Source organism: Vibrio sp. 2CM40D (genome assembly GCF_023161825.1).
GTDB lineage: Bacteria > Pseudomonadota > Gammaproteobacteria > Enterobacterales > Vibrionaceae > Vibrio > Vibrio alginolyticus.
Map to the genome: position 1 here is coordinate 130354 of NZ_JALNTL010000010.1, position 16425 is coordinate 146778.

Annotated in this window: 15 protein-coding genes and 1 pseudogene; 3 read left to right on the top strand and 13 right to left on the bottom strand. The window is 43.5% G+C overall.

The annotated features are described in order from the left end of the window. Window positions 1-87 precede the first annotated feature (87 nt). Together MTF70_RS20175 and MTF70_RS20180 are read right to left on the bottom strand one after the other, a co-directional pair. Window positions 88-845 (bottom strand): annotated as a pseudogene (locus MTF70_RS20175) (transporter substrate-binding domain-containing protein). A 120-nt stretch (window positions 846-965) separates the two neighbouring features. Next, entirely contained in the window at window positions 966-1484 is a 519-nt protein-coding gene (locus tag MTF70_RS20180) for a cysteine hydrolase family protein (RefSeq protein ID WP_205461559.1), read from the bottom strand. Between the two features lie 120 nt (window positions 1485-1604). Here MTF70_RS20180 and MTF70_RS20185 point away from each other — a divergent pair, with 120 nt between their 5' ends. Next, window positions 1605-2516: a helix-turn-helix domain-containing protein gene (locus tag MTF70_RS20185; RefSeq protein WP_065274556.1), complete on the top strand. Its 912-nt coding sequence runs from the start codon at window positions 1605-1607 to the stop codon at window positions 2514-2516. A gap of 203 nt (window positions 2517-2719) precedes the next feature. Here the strand turns inward: MTF70_RS20185 and MTF70_RS20190 are convergent, their stop codons facing one another. The 3 genes from MTF70_RS20190 to MTF70_RS20200 form a co-directional block, all read right to left on the bottom strand. Continuing rightward, window positions 2720-3769, bottom strand: a complete 1050-nt coding sequence (locus tag MTF70_RS20190; protein ID WP_205461563.1) for an alcohol dehydrogenase family protein — start codon at window positions 3767-3769, stop codon at window positions 2720-2722. Further along, complete coding sequence (locus MTF70_RS20195) at window positions 3766-4287, bottom strand: TetR/AcrR family transcriptional regulator (RefSeq protein WP_031777252.1); 522 nt, start codon at window positions 4285-4287, stop codon at window positions 3766-3768. The genes MTF70_RS20190 and MTF70_RS20195 overlap by 4 nt, the downstream gene beginning before the upstream one ends. A gap of 142 nt (window positions 4288-4429) precedes the next feature. Further along, window positions 4430-5611, bottom strand: coding sequence for an MFS transporter (locus MTF70_RS20200; RefSeq protein ID WP_005377337.1), 1182 nt, complete (start codon window positions 5609-5611; stop codon window positions 4430-4432). 159 nt (window positions 5612-5770) lie between these two features. Here MTF70_RS20200 and MTF70_RS20205 point away from each other — a divergent pair, with 159 nt between their 5' ends. After that, window positions 5771-6655: a LysR family transcriptional regulator gene (locus tag MTF70_RS20205; RefSeq protein WP_005377338.1), complete on the top strand. Its 885-nt coding sequence runs from the start codon at window positions 5771-5773 to the stop codon at window positions 6653-6655. A 115-nt stretch (window positions 6656-6770) separates the two neighbouring features. On the opposite strand, the gene MTF70_RS20210 is transcribed toward MTF70_RS20205, so the two are convergent. Continuing rightward, window positions 6771-7676: a TIGR03571 family LLM class oxidoreductase gene (locus MTF70_RS20210; protein ID WP_086046771.1), complete on the bottom strand. Its 906-nt coding sequence runs from the start codon at window positions 7674-7676 to the stop codon at window positions 6771-6773. A 132-nt stretch (window positions 7677-7808) separates the two neighbouring features. Further along, entirely contained in the window at window positions 7809-8714 is a 906-nt protein-coding gene (locus MTF70_RS20215) for a LysR family transcriptional regulator (RefSeq protein ID WP_005377343.1), read from the bottom strand. A 112-nt stretch (window positions 8715-8826) separates the two neighbouring features. On the opposite strand from MTF70_RS20215, the gene dkgB reads away from it, so the two are divergent. After that, a complete protein-coding gene (dkgB, locus tag MTF70_RS20220) occupies window positions 8827-9627 on the top strand; it encodes a 2,5-didehydrogluconate reductase DkgB (RefSeq protein WP_205461564.1) in 801 nt (266 codons plus the stop codon). A 198-nt stretch (window positions 9628-9825) separates the two neighbouring features. Here the strand turns inward: dkgB and MTF70_RS20225 are convergent, their stop codons facing one another. From MTF70_RS20225 to MTF70_RS20250, 6 genes are all read right to left on the bottom strand, one after another. Beyond that, window positions 9826-10518, bottom strand: a complete 693-nt coding sequence (locus MTF70_RS20225; RefSeq protein ID WP_054730597.1) for an SDR family oxidoreductase — start codon at window positions 10516-10518, stop codon at window positions 9826-9828. A 106-nt stretch (window positions 10519-10624) separates the two neighbouring features. Continuing rightward, window positions 10625-11323 (bottom strand): IclR family transcriptional regulator, encoded by a 699-nt coding sequence (locus tag MTF70_RS20230; RefSeq protein ID WP_054730600.1) that lies wholly within the window; start codon window positions 11321-11323, stop codon window positions 10625-10627. Window positions 11324-11410: 87 nt separating this feature from the next. Then, window positions 11411-13381, bottom strand: coding sequence for a diguanylate cyclase (locus tag MTF70_RS20235; RefSeq protein ID WP_205461565.1), 1971 nt, complete (start codon window positions 13379-13381; stop codon window positions 11411-11413). Between the two features lie 187 nt (window positions 13382-13568). After that, window positions 13569-13922 (bottom strand): DUF2750 domain-containing protein, encoded by a 354-nt coding sequence (locus MTF70_RS20240; RefSeq protein ID WP_005377352.1) that lies wholly within the window; start codon window positions 13920-13922, stop codon window positions 13569-13571. Between the two features lie 175 nt (window positions 13923-14097). Continuing rightward, the gene (locus MTF70_RS20245) at window positions 14098-14712 is read right to left on the bottom strand and encodes an OmpA family protein (RefSeq protein ID WP_005377354.1); all 615 of its coding nucleotides are present in this window, start codon (window positions 14710-14712) and stop codon (window positions 14098-14100) included. 2 nt (window positions 14713-14714) lie between these two features. Further along, a complete protein-coding gene (locus tag MTF70_RS20250; RefSeq protein WP_017635971.1) occupies window positions 14715-16025 on the bottom strand; it encodes a TolC family outer membrane protein in 1311 nt (436 codons plus the stop codon). Window positions 16026-16425: the final 400 nt, after the last annotated feature.

The following is a 16425-nucleotide window of genomic DNA, read 5'->3' on the forward strand; positions in this document are numbered from 1 at the left end:
GGGCGATTGCTCGAGGGCTCTGTTTTTGTCGCCATATAGGGAAAGGGAAGTTTCCTATACCGCGCAGACTATAAAAAAATAACGAGGTTACTCGTAAATACTATAGGAGAAATACTTGCTGGCGATGGTTTTATGCTTACCGCTCTGGATCAATTTTTGTATTCCGCTATCGAGTAATGCTTTTAATTCTTTGTCTTGTTTTCTCACTGCTACGCCAATGCCACGGCCGAACCACTTTTCCTCTGTAAACGCTGGTCCAGTAAAGTGATAGCCTTCACCTTGTGCAGTTTCAAGAAAACCAGCACTTAAACCGATTGAGCCGCCAAATACAGCATCTAACCGTCCATTGAGTAGATCGGTAAATGCCTCATCGAACGTACCATAACGACGAATATCAATATCAGGATACAAGGCCGAAAGGTACTTATCACCAATTGTGGCTCTTTGAACTCCAATAGATAAACGATTTAGGCTGCCGTCCTCCATGTTGATTTCTCTATCATTTTTCATTACAAAACGAGTCGGTACTTTTGCATAAGGGACGGTGAAATCGACTTTCTTTTCTCTTCTGTGATTGTCATTGCAGCAATAATCGCATCGTTCTTGCGACTAAGGAGAGAAGGGATGATGCCATCCCAATCCATTTTTGAGATAACGCACTTTACTTCTAACTCTTTGCATAACGCGTTAGCGAGGTCGACTTCAAACCCTTCTAGCTTTCCCTCTTTTGTCGTCCAGCTAAATGGAGGGTAAGCCCCTTCAACAGTGAAGCGAATTTGTTTCCACTCTTTCGCATGGCTGAAAACTGAAAATAAGCTAATAAACAATACGACTATCCATTTCATAAACGTTTCCTTGTAACTATTTGGAAACCAATGTTTAACACAAAGTAAGCAAATATCAATGGAAGTGCATATATGTGTGACCTTTCGCCCGCATTGTGTGAGCGAAAGGTTTTGCGTGTATTACAGCTTATCTTCAATAGTTACGAGGGGAACTCTCGTTGAGACAGCGTGAAGTGCAATGTTGTGAATCATTTCATCGACCGTGGTACAGCTATCCATTAAGATCGAAACATCATACTTGTCCGCAGATTTTGAAATAGCAGTATGTGTCACGCAGTTTTGTGTCATCATTCCGCATACAAGTAACTCCGTTACATTTTTGCTTGCCAATACTTCTTCTAAACGTGTTCCTTCAAAGCTATCTGCGAAGTGCTTTACCACGATTTCGGAATTCGGCGCTAAAGCAAGAACTTCTGGGTTAATATTGGCACCGTCGCTGCCTTCATTGAAGAATGGGGCAATACCCATGGCAGGGTCGGCAATATGCTGAATATGAATCACAGGAATGTTTTGCTCATTGGCTTTAGTTATTGCTCTCTTAACATTGTCTAAAGTCGATTCTGTATTCCATAAAGGAAACTTTCCTTCCGGGAAATAGTCGTTTTGCAAATCAATTACAAGTAGGGCTTTTTGAGTCATTTTATTTTCCTTTTATTGAGGATCATTGCGGTACGAATAATATAAAGACTTTTAGCCACCTTCTTTAGAGTCTAAAATGACACAAAAGAGTCAAAAAGCGACACTTGAAGATAATTGAAAATGAAAATAGCACTCGTTAATTACCCAGATAGCTCGCAAGCCTCCGTATATGGTTTAAGCGAACTCTTCGAGATGGCAAACCGTGCTGCGGCTAAATTGGGCGTTGATGTGCACTTTGAAGTAGAGATATTGGATCACTGGCCAAACACGCACTTCGATGTGAAAACAGCGGTAATGATTCCGCCTAGCGGCACTGGTCAATATTACTTAGAACCAGAGCCAGAGCTACTCGACTGGTTAAATGTCCAATATAGAAAAGGTGCGATTTTAGCCTCCGCCTGCGCTGGTACTTTTATTCTTGCTCAAACCCAGTTGTTGACCAATAAGTCTTGTACAACACACTGGGGCTTAGCTCCTTCATTAGCGAGTCAGTTTCCCGATATCCACGTAAGACAAGAAGCCATCCTTATTAACGAAGGAACGATCATTACGGCTGGGGGTATGATGTCATGGGTGGATTTAGGTTTGGAGCTGGTTTCCTTATTTGCGTCACCGGCAGTAATGCGCCTGTTAGGAAAAATGTTGGTTATTGATACTGGTCCGAGAGAGCAACGCTTTTATCAACAGTTTACTCCAAACTTCCAACATGGTGATGAGGTAATTGTTCAACTACAGCACTATATAAACGATCATTATCAAGGAAAACTGAGCAATAAAGAGCTTGCAGAGTTGAGTTGTTTAACAGAAAGGACATTGCAGCGACGCTTTAAAAAGGCGACAGGTTTCAATGTTAACCAATATATACAAAGCTTAAGAGTACAAAAAGCTTGTGATTTACTTGAGTCGACAACCCTAACATTTGACGCAATATCATTTAGAGTGGGTTACCAAGATGTGAGCGCGTTCAGGAAAATATTTAATAGGATCGTAGGTTTAACACCGAAGTCGTTCAGATCTCGGTTCTGTTCATGAACGCCAGAAGTAAGATAATGTTGGTATTAAACATTTATAACTCAGAAGCAAACACACATATTTTTACAAGCTGGCTTAGCGTGATGAAAAGGGATAACAAGCTAAGCCAACCGTAGCGATCTTCTAAGTATTGAGAACTTTTTAGGATGCTTAAAGTGTTCTCAAATTACAACGACTTGTATAGGCCGCTGTTAATCGAAAAGCTATGTGATTTCCAAAACCAGTTTCCCAGTATGTTGCTTGCGTGAAAATACTTCTTGCGCTTGACCTATCTGGTTTAAGGGAAATGACTCCGCGACTAAGGGGCGAATTGCGTTCTGTTCGATATAGCGAACCAAGTTACCGAATACTTCTGGTGCCAAAACGGTACAACCAAATAACGCTAGGTCTTTAAGGTAAAGAGTTCTTACATCCAGCTCGACAATTGGACCGCCTATGGCGCCGGAAACAGCGTATCTTGATCCTGGTTTTAGTACCTGAAGAAATTGTGGCCACTGCTCTCCTGCGACCAGATCAATCACTACGTCAACGCTGTTTTCTCCGAGAGTCGCCGGCAAATTTGCATCGCGAGGGATAACTTGGTTTGCTCCTAATGCCGTGATCTGTTCTTTCTTTTCTGGGCTGGCGATAGCAATGACGTATGCTCCACGCGCCTTCGCCAGTTGGATTGCGGCAGAGCCAACACCGCCGGATGCCCCTGAAATCAGTACGGTATCGCTCGCTGTGACATTAGAGCGGACAAGCATGTTCTCGGCAGTTGAATAAGAACAAGGGAAGGAGGCCAAGTCGATATCCGATAAACTACTATTCACTGCATATGCATGTTCACTGTCAACAACAGTGAACTGAGCAAAGCCACCATCACATTCTGAACCGAAGTACCAAGGCGAGCTAAGTGCTTGACTGTTGAAGCGCGTAATACATGGTTCGATAAGCACACGCTGACCGATTCGTGATGGGCAGATATTCTCACCAACAGCGACGATGGTACCGCATACATCGGCACCTTGGATTCGAGGGAGAGATAGCGCGTCTCCTGACCAGCTTGCATCCATGCTATTGGCGTCGTTTTTAGAATGCCATGCTGTTCGGGTATTGATGTCGGTGTTATTGACTCCGGCGGCGGCAACTTGGATCAATACATCATCAGGCGAGGGGACTGGTACAGGTAGATCATCGCGGTAACGAAGCATATCTGGCCCACCATGACCGATAAGTTGGACGCCTTTCATGACTTTCGGGATTGTGGTCATTGATTGTTCTCCTTCATTAGTTCTAGCAGAGTGTGTTCAGCGGATGCAAAGGCAGCGTGACCGAGAACCGGCCATGCGTTGGATAGACCTTCATGTAACAAGAAGAGTGTGGTTGCGAGGTCTTCTCGCTGACTTAGTTGGACCATAAGCTGACGAACCGCCAATTTGTGTTGTTTTACTGCTTGATTAATCGATAGATTTTCTGGATAGGCTGCTAATGCATTGATGGACATGCAGCCATTCGGTGCAAACTCCTTCATCCAATCCTCGAGGCGAGTGAATAGGTGTAATACAGCCGGTGTTCCATTGGCAGGGGCGTCTTCGAGCAAAAAACTCAAATACCTTTGATGGCGATGCTCGAGAGCTGCAACAATCATCGCTTCCTTGGAGGGGTAGTATTTGTACAGGGTTCTCAGGCTGACTTCGCAGGCGTTTTTGAGTTGGGGTACGCTAGGCTCGGCGAAGCCATACTGACTGAATGCTTTTTCTAGGCTTGCTGCGATTTTTTCTTTCACTATTTGATACACCAGGTAGAACGTTTGTTTTACCTAAGGGTAGAATAAACTTTCTACCTCAGTCAATGGTGTATTTAAACTCTGTATGAAAGCCCGACGTAATGCCGGGCTAATTTAAGTGATTTTTATAGATTCGGAACGTGAATCAGTGTGCCGTTGCGTGCTGCTCTCCACGCTTGTCTAGCATTCCGCTGAAACGGGTTAGTAGTAGAGCACCTAATACTACGATCGCGCCAATCCAAGGTGTGTGCATCAGCCCAGCATTGGCCACGATAAGGCCACCGCCCCAAGAACCCAGTGCAATACCTACGTTAAATGCAGCAATGTTGAGACCAGAAGCGACGTCGACTGCATCAGGTGAATATTTCTCTGCTAGTTTGACAACATAAACTTGAAGTCCTGGAACGTTACCAAAGGCAAAGGCACCCCAGACAAGAATGGTCACTACTGCAGAAGTTGGATTAAATGCTGTGACACTAAACACGAGCAATACCACAATTAGGCCCGAGAAAATCGCTGTCAGAGCTTTGATTGGCCCCATAGAGTCGGCCATCTTTCCGCCCCAGATGTTGCCGAATGCGACTGATACACCATAAACCAACATAATTAGGCTGATAGCGCTAGAGCCAAACCCCGAAACTTCTTCCAAAATAGGAGCCAAGTAAGTGAAGGCTGTGAACGTACCACCGTAACCGAGTGCGGTGATTGCGTACACCAAAAGTAGACGAGGTTGAGTTAAGACTTTTACTTGCGATGACAGCTTGGTTGCTGGTGGTTGTTTCAGATTACTCGGCACTAGCAGAGCGCTTCCTATCAGTGCGATGATTCCAAGGATCGCGACGATTAGGAAGGTTGCCTGCCAACCAAATGTCTGGCCAATCCAGGTGCCAAGTGGCACGCCCGTCACTAGAGCTACGGTGAGACCGGTAAACATAATAGCAATTGCGCTAGCGGCTTTTTCTTTTGACACTAGGCCAGTGGCGATAGTCGAGCCGATCGAAAAGAACACACCGTGTGCAAGCCCGGTCAGTATCCTTGCTGTAACTAGTGTGTTGTATCCAGGTGCTTGCCAGGCTAACAGATTGCCAAGAACAAACAGTGCCATAACAGAAAGCAGAACGTACTTTCTTTTCCAGTTACCAGTCAGCGCTGTTAAAACGGGAGCACCAACCGCGACACCAAGTGCGTACAGGCTAACTAAAAGACCCGCTGAAGGTAATGATACGTTGAGGTCGGAGGCCATAGTCGGTATCAGACCGACAATTACAAACTCCGTGGTTCCAATAGCAAAGGCGCTCAGCGTCAATGCAAGTAAAGCTAAAGGCATAACAACTCTCTCTTATAATCATTGAATATGAATGGATAAACGAATAGCCCGTCTCCATGTCGTGTATTATTAAAGAGTTATTCGTTGCGAAAAATGGTGTTTATTACAAAATACTTTTGTTATAAGTGAAGGAAATGCGCAGTTAGGAAAGGGGATGAAATGTTAACCCGATCAGATGAATTAGAGATTCTTATGGCAGTTGTGGATAGTGGTGGATTTTCTTCCGCTGCTGATGCACTAGGTATTCAAGTCGCTAGGGTATCTCGTGCGGTTAGTAAAGTTGAATCACAGTTGGGGGTAACCTTGCTGAATCGCACGACACGCAGAGTGGAAGTTACTGAGGAAGGGCATCAGTTTGTTGAAGCGGTTCGCTTAGGTTTACTACAAATACAGCAAGCTGAAGAAGAGATCATCACACGAGGTGAATTACCCAAGGGGCGCTTAAGAGTTGATGCCGCTAGCCCATTTGTTTTACATCAACTCGTGCCGTTAATTCAGCCATTTAAAGAGGCTTATCCTGATATTCAACTCGATCTTACCTCTAATGAGGGTTTTGTGGATCTATTGGAAAAAAGAACCGATGTGGCGATACGTATTGGACGATTATCGGATTCAACACTGCATGCTAAACCTTTAGGAACAAGCCCACTATTTATCGTTGCCACGCCTGGTTATTTATCTAAACGAGGTTTTCCTGAAGCGGTGAGCGATTTGCGCAGTCATAACTTGATCGGTTTTTCTGGCGCTAAAGTGTTAAATCAGTGGCCATTACGAGGGTTTGAGATGATAGAGCCTGATATCCTATCCAGCAGTGGTGAAACGGTTAGACAGTTAGTGCTGGCAGGGAACGGCATTGCATGTTTATCTGGCTTTATGGTGAAAGATGATCTTGATTCTGGACGGTTAGTGGCATTGTTTGAATCGGAAAAAATCACAAATACTGGACGAGAACAGGTCAATGCTGTGTTCTACAAATCTTCTTCAGTCTCTAAACGTATTTCCGCGTTCATCGACTTTATTCAACCAAGACTTACTTTAAAATAACACTATTATTGTTGTTTTAACAAAAGAGTTTTGTCGTTATTGCGGCTTTTGTTTTTCCAACTGCCAAGCCTAGCGTGCCACCCCTTAGTAAGGTGGCACATATTTTTATTTGATCTTAGTTAAAGCGTGGCAACACGTACTGAGCGATCTGTTCCATTGATTTATCAATTGGTTGGCTATTACGACGGAAATGCAACCCGATGTGATTGACTCCTGCTTCTTGCATTTTTTCTAGCTCATCGCTCAAGCCATTGACTCCGGCCTGGATACCAAAATGATGCCGAACGACTGGTGCATTTGGGTTATCGACTAAATCAAGATGAATAAAGCTGGCGTAGGGTTTGTTTCCCGCTACGGAGCGCCAAAGTGCAACGCGGTGTTCATGATCATCAGGTGTGCCTGGGTAGGCGAGCCAGCCGTCTAGGTTTTCTCCTATCCATTGTGGACTTTGCTGCGCTAACCCTGCGACATAGATAGGAATATCAGCAAACTCGGGTAATAACTGTAGATCGTTACCCAGCTTATCATTTTGCGTATCTTTCAAAATCTCTACACTTTCTCGAAAAGCTGAGCCACGGCTGTCAAAGTTGGCATTAAAAACGGGATATTCACTAGGGCGGTCTCCACTAGCCACACCGAGTATCAGGCGGTCACCACTTAACTCGTTGATGGTCGCAGCGGCTTTTTTCACTAGCCAAGGTTGTCTTAACGGTAATACTATCGCTGCTGTCCCTAGTAGAATGTTGTCGGTGCACGCAGAGAGATAGCCAAGATAACTGAACGGTTCATAAATTTGTGCCGCGTCTCCAAAGTTAGGGTCGTACAACGGGACATCTCTCACCCACGCTACGTTAAAGCCTAACTTATCGGCTAACATAATACGCTGTTTATGTGCACTCATGTCTGGTACGCCGAACGGTTTTCGTTGGAGCAGCCGTTTTTTCTGGCCTTCTTGGGTCCAGTCATTATCTAGGGGGAGCTCAACCCCGATGGTGAATCTGTTACTTAAATCTTTATGCATTATGAAGCCTGACTATTACTGTGAGTACTAGGAGGCAAGGTGCCTCCCTGATATTCAGGACACTATGAGATTTTTGTTGTGAGAAAAAGCGGCAAAAAGACAAAAGTGTTTTGCCACAAACAGCGGTGGTCTTTAAAGGAACTGGTGGTTCTCTACCTTGATTTCTTGCTTGATGAAGTCAATAAAAGAGCTGATCCGGCGTGAGGTACTGGCATTTTTGTAATACACCGCATGAACTGGCTGTTCGACATTATGCGTGTGTTCACTAAGCACGCCCACTAAGCGACCAGCTTGTCGGTCAGAGTAGGTCATAAAGTCAGACAGGCAAGCTATCCCCGCACCATGTAAGGCTAAACATCTTAGCGTCTCGCCATTATCAGATCTTAGGCTACTCATAATACGCAGAAGTTTGTTCTTATCATCCATGATCGGCCATTCCTTAAGATACTCCGGCTTGTTGAATCCAAGTAGCTTGTGATTGAGTAACTGATCTATTGAGGTTGGAGTACCATGTTGTCTTAAATACTCTGGACTCGCGACGATTCGAATCCGACTTTTACCAAGAAATATCGCGCGCATGGTTGAGTTTTGTAGCTCACCGATACGAAAAGCAATATCGGTTTTTGTTCCCAAAAGGCTAATATTTTCCTCATTGGAATTGAGATCGATTTCGACTTCTGGATACAAGCTCTGATATTTAGCAATGTGCGGCGTTAGTACGTGCAGTAAGAAGGGGGTAGCTGCGTTTATTCGTAGGAGGCCAGAAGGCTTATATTTCTGGCTTTTCAGTTGTGCTTCGGCATTCTCTACTGCTTCTACAATATGTCTGACTTTATCGAGGTATATCGTTCCTTCATTAGTAACATCTAACTTACGGGTTGTGCGATTTAACAAGGTCGTTTCGAGTTTGGCTTCTAGCCGAGATACCGATCGACTCACCGCCGAGACGGTCATCGATAACAGTTCAGCCGCAGAGCTGATTGAACCCGTATCGACCACGGCCATAAAGGTGCGCATTTCATCTAGAGTAGCTTTCATTGTTGAATATATTTCAAATTAGATTTGAGTATTGTTAACTTTACGGAAAGTTTCTTGCGGCGTAAAGTTTTGCTTCGAATCAACTATAAAATCGATAATTCAGGAGATTTAGATGAAAGTACCATCATTTGGCGTCGGCACGTTTCGTTTAGAGGGTGAAGTAGTTAAGGATTCAGTCCGTAATGCGTTAGAAGTGGGTTACCGCGTAATTGATACTGCACAGATTTACGGTAATGAGGCAGAAATCGGTGAAGTATTGACACAGTCCGGTATTGCACGTGATGAGCTATTCATTACGACCAAGGTCTGGGTTGATAACATGAACACGGAACAACTCATTCCAAGTCTAAAAGAGAGCTTAGAAAAGCTAAATACAGATTATGTGGATTTGACCTTGATCCACTGGCCTGGCAATAACAATAACTTGAACGAATACATGGCTTCATTACTTGAAGCTAAATCGCAAGGGTTAACCCGTAATATTGGCGTATCCAACTTTAATATTGACTTGTTGCAACAAGCGATAGAAGTGGTCGGTAAAGAGAATATTGTTACTAACCAAATCGAGCTTAGCCCTTATTTGCAAAATCGTAAGTTGGTCAGCTTCATGCAGGAAAACGATATTCAGGTAACGTCTTACATGACCTTGGCATATGGGAAAGTACTTGGGGACCCAACTATTGCAGGTATTGCTGAGGACTATCAGGCCACGCCAGCTCAAGTCGCGCTTGCTTGGGCTTTGTCAAAAGGTTACGCGGTGATCCCGTCTTCAACTAAACGAGAGAATTTAGCAAGTAACCTGAAAGCACTTGAACTTAATCTGAGTGAAGAGGCGATTGCAAAGATAGATGCGTTGGAAAGAAATGGCCGCGAAGTAAACCCTGAAGGGCTAGCGCCTGAGTGGGATGATTGAGTGAGTTTCACGGGAAATCATTGCCTAAATGACACCTCTGCAATCGCTGACTTCCTCAGCGTTTGACGGTAGTACAACACCATAGACGATAACGGCTCGCTTGTCTGACGATAGTGCGAGCTTTTATCTTTTTGGCCTATTAGTTTACTGTATTCTCCCGGCCTTCAATTTGGCCGGGAGACGTCATTTAGAGAACAGTTACCATTCGATTGTAGAGCCATCAAATACGCGGAAGCTTCCGGATTGCTCAAGTGTTAGCTGTTCTGCGACCGAAACAATGCCTGCAACACTTTCCTCGGCAGAAAAGGTTGCGTCCTCACCGCCCATATCGGTTTTTACCCAGCCGGGATGAACTGCGACAGTTTTTACTCCTCGCGATTCGAGATTGCGTGCTGCTGATACTAGAACCTGATTAAGCGCTGCTTTAGATGCTCGATAACTGTACATGTTACCTGAACTGTTATCGCTTAAACTCGCAACTCGGGTTGAGATTCCCACGATGGTTTTGTGCTGACTTTTCGCAACGTTGTCTTGTAGGGCTTGAATTAGCAGGGCAGGTGCGACGGTATTTATGTTTAGTACTTCTAGCCATTTTTTCTGGGTCATTTCGCCAAGCTTTGCACACTCTTCGCCTAATACACCTGCATTAAGAATTAAATGATCGAGCGGACGATCCGCTAATTGAGTGGCTAACTGATCGATATCTTGTTGGTTAGTGACGTCTAGAGCCATCAGTTGAAGTTGATTAGATTGGGTTACTAGTTCATTGAGCTGCTTAGCATTTTCTGGTGAACGACAAGTTGCGATAACTTGCCAACCTTTTCCAAGGTAGTGGCGGACAAATTGCAAGCCTAAGCCACGGTTAGCGCCGGTGATTAATACAGTAGACATCGCTTCTCCTACGTTGTTGAGTTGAACAACGACCATATTAGAGGCGACGTATAAGCATGTAATCAAAACAGTATAAAAATGGCCTAGGATTCGACATTGTCAAATCTTAAAATTTGAGAAAGATGTTGGCAAAGTGTTTTAGCCTAGTGACCGTCAGTTCGGAGGCAGCACCGCTAACACCTGCAACAGCAACGACTTTACCATCCAAGTAAAGGGGGATCGCTAAGCAATTGAGGTTTGGCTCTGCCTCTTCTAAATCGAGTGCGTAACCTGATAATACAACCTGATTAAGTTCAGTTTCTAACGTGGGGGATATTTGGTTTTCAAGGCGTAATGTTCGACGAAGCTCATCATCAAAACTAAGAAAAACTTTGCCGATCGCAGATGTTGTGAGCCCTTCTCGTTTCCCTCTCGGGCTACGGATAGTAAGAGGGTTATCCTGCTCTATAGCATCGATATACAAGTACTCTTTAGCGCCACTTTGTACAGCGAGGTAAGCTGTGTTGTTAGTCACTTGGGCCATTTTTTTCAGCAATGGAACAAAATGTTGTCGGATAGCTTCGTTTTTTTGTTCAATCGGCTTAGACAGTTCATAGCATCTAAACCCTAGGCTGTAGCTATGGTTGTGTTTGGATACATATCCAAGAGAGTGTAGAGTCGCAAGTAACCCGTGAACAGTCGTCTTATTTAACTGGATCGCATTACTGATCGTCTGTAATGATAGGGGAGACTCACTCATCGAGAGCAACTCGAGGATTAGAAAACCTCGCTCTAGAGACTGAATGTTTTTTCTTGCCCTGGGCACAAAGACTCCTTGATGATGGTGTTGCATCTGAATGGCTTACTGATGCTTCCACCTATAACAAACCACTACGCTGGTGGTTTGGCTTTATTAGAGAATATACTCAGCACTTAAACTGATCGGCTCGTTGTATGCGTCCACAAGGGAGTTTTTTCCTTGCTTCTTAGCATTGTATAACGCTTGGTCTAATATCGAATAGAGCTCATCAAAGTTGGTGAGTGGCATTGAGGTTGATAGATAGGCCAGGCTCGCAGATATATTCAATTGATGGTTATTAAGCGAATGTACACTCTTTTCTGAAATTGTTTTATGCAGACTTTGTATTCTAAAGGGAACGTCAATCTCATCGACGTTTTTCAATAGCAAGATAAACTCTTCTCCACCTAAACGACCCAAGTACTCTCCCTTATTAAGTTTAGCTTTAAGCGCTTTGCACACCTGCTGTAGTACTAAGTCGCCAGTTGGATGACCATACTGATCATTAATCGCCTTAAAGTCATCTAGATCGATTAATGCTAGAACGTAGCGGAAGTCTCCTTCCGCTTTGGAGGTTTGGCTTTTAATCGTCTCTATAATTGCCGCTCTGTTTAATGCACACGTTAAGCTGTCTATTTTGGCTTTTAAGCGTGTTTGTCGCTGAATCATCAATGCCAGAGCGAGGAGAAGCAATAAACAGAAAACAACAAAATTATAAGTGCGTTGTTGGTCTGTGAGTTTTTCAAACTGATACTGACTTAGAAGAGTTTCGTTGTTCAACTGCGCGACTTGTAGATCATATTCATACTCTTTTTTAGTGAGATCTAGTGCCTCTAACGCCTTGATATTACTCGCGTCTCGGTTCGTTAGTTCAATCGTCGAGTAGGCCTTGTGATGCTCCAGCGCCTTTTTGTAATCATTTTGAGCTTGGTATGCTTTTGAGAGGAGTAATTGGGCTTGCGCTTGCAATAAGGGCCTAGCGTTTTTTACCGCTAATCTTAACGCAATTGTACCGTGTTCAATCGATTTTTCGGGTGTATGGTTCTTTAAATATGCCAATCCAGCAGCCAAATGACCCTCTGTTTCAAGGTGCGTATTCTCATAAGTTTGGGCAATGTTTAATGCTCTTCCAATGTAATCTACCGCGGTATCCAATTGCCCAGAATCGGCCAAAGCAGCAGATAACCCTAAATAGGTCAACCCTTGCCCGTATGGATAATGAAGTTGTTCGAGAATCGTTAATGCATTTTTGTAGTGGCTGATGGACTTTTCGAGTTCTTTGGATTTTCTGTACATCGCTCCTAGACTATGTTCGACTTGCGCAACTTCAAGAGGTGTCCCTTCATCTTGGCGAACCAGTAAGGCTTGAATGAGATATTGCTCTGATTGTTCAAATTGCCCCAGCTCTGCAAGTAAATTGCCGACGTCATTGTAAATCCCTGAAGGATCGCTTTGCGTCGACATGTTGGCCATCAACTGTCGATACAAACTTAAGGCTTTTTCATAGTCACCACGGTAATTGTAGTTATTTGCTACCACGCGCAAAGCAAGATCAACAGGGAAGTTTTCTTGATGCTTATGATTTAAGTGGCTCTCTATGGATGAGCAATAAAAGTTTGCTTTGTGATAACGACCTTGTTGATTCAGCGTATAACAAAGTTGATAGTTCATCAGAGCCTTGCCTTCGGAATCGGATATTTTCTTCATTGTCTGTCGCAAAGAAGAAAAGCTATCTACTGAGGCCTCGTAACTACCATGCTTACGTTCATTTAACGCAAGAATATATTCTGATTCTAATTGAGAAAAAGGGTTGTCTAAGACTTGACTGCTGCCATAGTAAGGCTGATTTATGTTTGACATATATTCATAAATCAATCCACTTACGTAGAGCTTTTCGCTGTCCGATTTCGCTGTATGGTAGCGATCTTGAAGCATGCTCAATGCCGACTCAGGGTTGCTTCGTAGTGTGGTTTGGTAGACAGAGTGCCACTGTGTGATATTTTGGTTTGGTTCAATATCTTGAGTGTCGCTTGCATATACTGGAGTGAGCAAAAGTGACGCAAGCAAGGGATAGAGCACGCGCATGTTTAAACGAGCCTTTAATTTAAGGTGCCTTTAAAGTTGAGTTATCATAGCGCTTTTAACGCATCAGCGTTGTGATTAAGTTGGGTGTACTAAGAAAAAGAGTAGTAAAACTATGCACTTGGTCGAGATATTGAAAGAAGAGGCATAAAAAAGAAAGACCTCAACATAAAGTTGAGGTCAGAAATCTTTAATCAATGTAAAGCTTTGCTAGATCTTGAGGCTCCATTTCTTTGCCTTCTAACTGATCGTTCCAGTTAGTTCCAACAAGAACACCATCTTCAGCAAGAGTCAAAAGCCAATCTTCAACAAAGATATCTAATGGGATTTCTAGTACAGTAAAATCTGCCCATTCTTCAACATTATGTGCTTCTGCATCTTCTTTAGAAGACCAGAAAGGCATGACTTCGCTGTTTTCGAATTCAGTTGAATCGCAAGATAGCCAACCTTCTTCATTGCGTAAACCCCAAACCAATTGGTTTTCTTTCGTTTCTGCAACAAAAAGGTCAAGGTTCGCTTGGATATCTGATGTAAGTTTGCTCATTTCAAAACTCTCGTTGTTATGACGTGGCTAGAGTAACACTAAAGTGCCGATTCCTAAAGCATAATACGGTTGTCGAAATGAGTAAAAATAAAGGAGCCGAAGCTCCTTTTCTGAGGTTAAGTATTCACTCGTTTTTGTTTGCTTTGTGCTTGCAGAGCAAACAAAAACAGGTACTTTACCTTTCTGGAAGAGTTGTGAATATTGTCCACTCTCTTTTTATCTCGCCTTTGTAACCAACGACTGATGCGGTTACTCGACGATTTAAAGCATGGCTGACTTCATCGGTCCCTTGCTGTGCTAAGTGAGTGTCACCAAAACCAACAATGCGGACTCTACTCGGTTCGATGTCGTAGCTTAGTAGGGCTTCACGGACATTGCGTGCTCGTCTTTCAGAAAGATCTTGGTTATGCTTTGAACCACCAACTTTACTAGCATAGCCGTGCAGCTCTATCGAAGTAGTAGGGTACTCTTTTAAAAAGTCGGAAAGCTCTCGGACTTGTCTTCTGAAGACTGGATTGATCTCATCAGAGTCGTTAGCAAAAAGTATCCGCACTTGCATGTTATCTGATGCTTTAATGTATTCTCCACAACCGTCGTTGTCGACCTCTGAGCCTTCAGGTGTACCTGGGCACATATCTCGAGCATTGATGACACCATCGTTATCGTCATCTTGCAAATCTGCTATTTGTTCTGCATTTGGTACAGGACGATACTCATATTCGTCTTCAGCAACAACGTGTTGAGTGATGGCGAGCATACCCAATGCAAATAGAATCTTCACTGGTTTCATGATCAGTACTCCACCTTTTCATTCCATTCTGTAGGTACATCGACACGCAAGGCATTTAACAATTGGCCAGTCGCGTTCATAACGCGGTACTTGGCGTACTGCTCTGAGTATCGAGCATCCAAGTAGTTCTTTCTCGCTTCGAAAAGTTCGTTTTCAGTATTTAACAAGTCCAGCAGAGTGCGTTTTCCAATGCGATACTGCTTTTCGTAGGCGATGACAGTTTCTGAGGCCGAATCTACGTGATCCGCTAGGAACTCTTTTTGTTGAAGTGTTAAATCTAACGCACTCCAAGATAGACGAAGACCTTCTTCTACTTGGCGGTATGCACGTTCTCTTAGGTCTTTTGCTTTATTTAGTTGGTAGGCAAAACTTTCAGCGTTGGCTACGTCACTACCACCGTTAAAGAGGTTGTAACGCATACGTAACATTGCTGTTGTCTCTTCGCTGCTTCCTTCGATACCGCTTGCATCATCACGCCATGTTTGAGCCGCTTCTACCGATATCGTTGGGTAGTAAGTTCCCTTAGATTGCTTGTATTGGAACTTTGCAGAGTCCACATCAGCTACCGAAATTTTGATTACTGGATGTGACTCGAATGCCAAGTCAATCGCTTCATCGATGGTGTAGGGAATAAAGTTTTGGTCCGCTCTTGGGAAAATCAATCCTTGTGGTGACTGTCCGACAAGGCGTGTAAAGGTGGTGTGGCTGTCATATAAGTTGTTCTGAGCTGCCACCAAGTTACCATGAGCCTTTGCTAAACGAGCCTCTACCTGGGTTAGGTCTGCTGTAGAACCGATACCTGAGTTAACTCGCTTTTTAATGTCTTCATAGATCTTCTTATGCACTTTCAAGTTATTCTCGGAAAGTGTAAGAATTTCATAAGCTTTTACTGAGTCTAAATAAACTTTCGCGACCTCTAGAGCGGTGTCTTGGGCATCAGCTAGAAGTTGATAACGGACCGATTCAGCATCAGCTGCTGTTCGATCCATATCATTAAGTGTCGCTGAGCCATCCCATATTAGCTGGGTTAGTGTCACGGTGGCTTCTTTTCTTGTCAGATCGGTTGAATCTCGCCCTGACTCTGCGGGTTTGATTCCTTCGTAACCGATACCGGCATCTAAGTCTACGGATGGGAGGTAAGCACCACCAGATGCTTCATTCACATACTGCTTGCTAACGAATTCATTGAACGCACTTTTGATGTCAGGATTGGTTTTTAATGTGTTTTCAACCGCTTGCTCTAGCGTTTGCCCAAAAGCATGACTAGCGGTGAACATACCAATACAAAAGGCGTTGGCACGAGTCCACTTCACTGTGATTCTCCTAGATAATGGTAAAAATTCTCGAGGTGATAGGGCTTATAAGTGGAATACTTATAAGGGCGTCAATAATTTAGCGCACAATAACATTAATATGCGATGAAGTAACCTGTTGATTCGCTGTTCATTTGTTTCAATTTTGATAAATCAACCTACTAAATCTGCCTAAAACTTGAATTAAGATCTCAAATTAAAGATGGAGGTAATGGCTAGAAACGAGTGTCCAGATTTTAATAAAATAAAACACTTATGCGTCTGGATTCTTATTGATGTATGACACATAATTACTTCATTGAGCATCAAATTGCTGTTATTGCACTATATATTCGGGCAATATATAGCAAATTAGTATTATTAGTCAAAAACTTGACAGTTATTTAGGGTTAAGGTTTAT

Excerpts from the sequence above, each read along its gene's own strand:
- MTF70_RS20180 (WP_205461559.1), bottom strand. The coding sequence starts at position 1,484 with ATGACTCAAAAAGCCCTACTTGTAATTGATTTGCAAAACGACTATTTC.
- MTF70_RS20185 (WP_065274556.1), top strand. The coding sequence starts at position 1,605 with ATGAAAATAGCACTCGTTAATTACCCAGATAGCTCGCAAGCCTCCGTA.
- MTF70_RS20190 (WP_205461563.1), bottom strand. The coding sequence starts at position 3,769 with ATGACCACAATCCCGAAAGTCATGAAAGGCGTCCAACTTATCGGTCAT.
- MTF70_RS20200 (WP_005377337.1), bottom strand. The coding sequence starts at position 5,611 with ATGCCTTTAGCTTTACTTGCATTGACGCTGAGCGCCTTTGCTATTGGA.
- MTF70_RS20205 (WP_005377338.1), top strand. The coding sequence starts at position 5,771 with ATGTTAACCCGATCAGATGAATTAGAGATTCTTATGGCAGTTGTGGAT.
- MTF70_RS20210 (WP_086046771.1), bottom strand. The coding sequence starts at position 7,676 with ATGCATAAAGATTTAAGTAACAGATTCACCATCGGGGTTGAGCTCCCC.
- MTF70_RS20215 (WP_005377343.1), bottom strand. The coding sequence starts at position 8,714 with ATGAAAGCTACTCTAGATGAAATGCGCACCTTTATGGCCGTGGTCGAT.
- dkgB (WP_205461564.1), top strand. The coding sequence starts at position 8,827 with ATGAAAGTACCATCATTTGGCGTCGGCACGTTTCGTTTAGAGGGTGAA.
- MTF70_RS20225 (WP_054730597.1), bottom strand. The coding sequence starts at position 10,518 with ATGTCTACTGTATTAATCACCGGCGCTAACCGTGGCTTAGGCTTGCAA.
- MTF70_RS20235 (WP_205461565.1), bottom strand. The coding sequence starts at position 13,381 with ATGCGCGTGCTCTATCCCTTGCTTGCGTCACTTTTGCTCACTCCAGTA.
- MTF70_RS20240 (WP_005377352.1), bottom strand. The coding sequence starts at position 13,922 with ATGAGCAAACTTACATCAGATATCCAAGCGAACCTTGACCTTTTTGTT.
- MTF70_RS20245 (WP_005377354.1), bottom strand. The coding sequence starts at position 14,712 with ATGAAACCAGTGAAGATTCTATTTGCATTGGGTATGCTCGCCATCACT.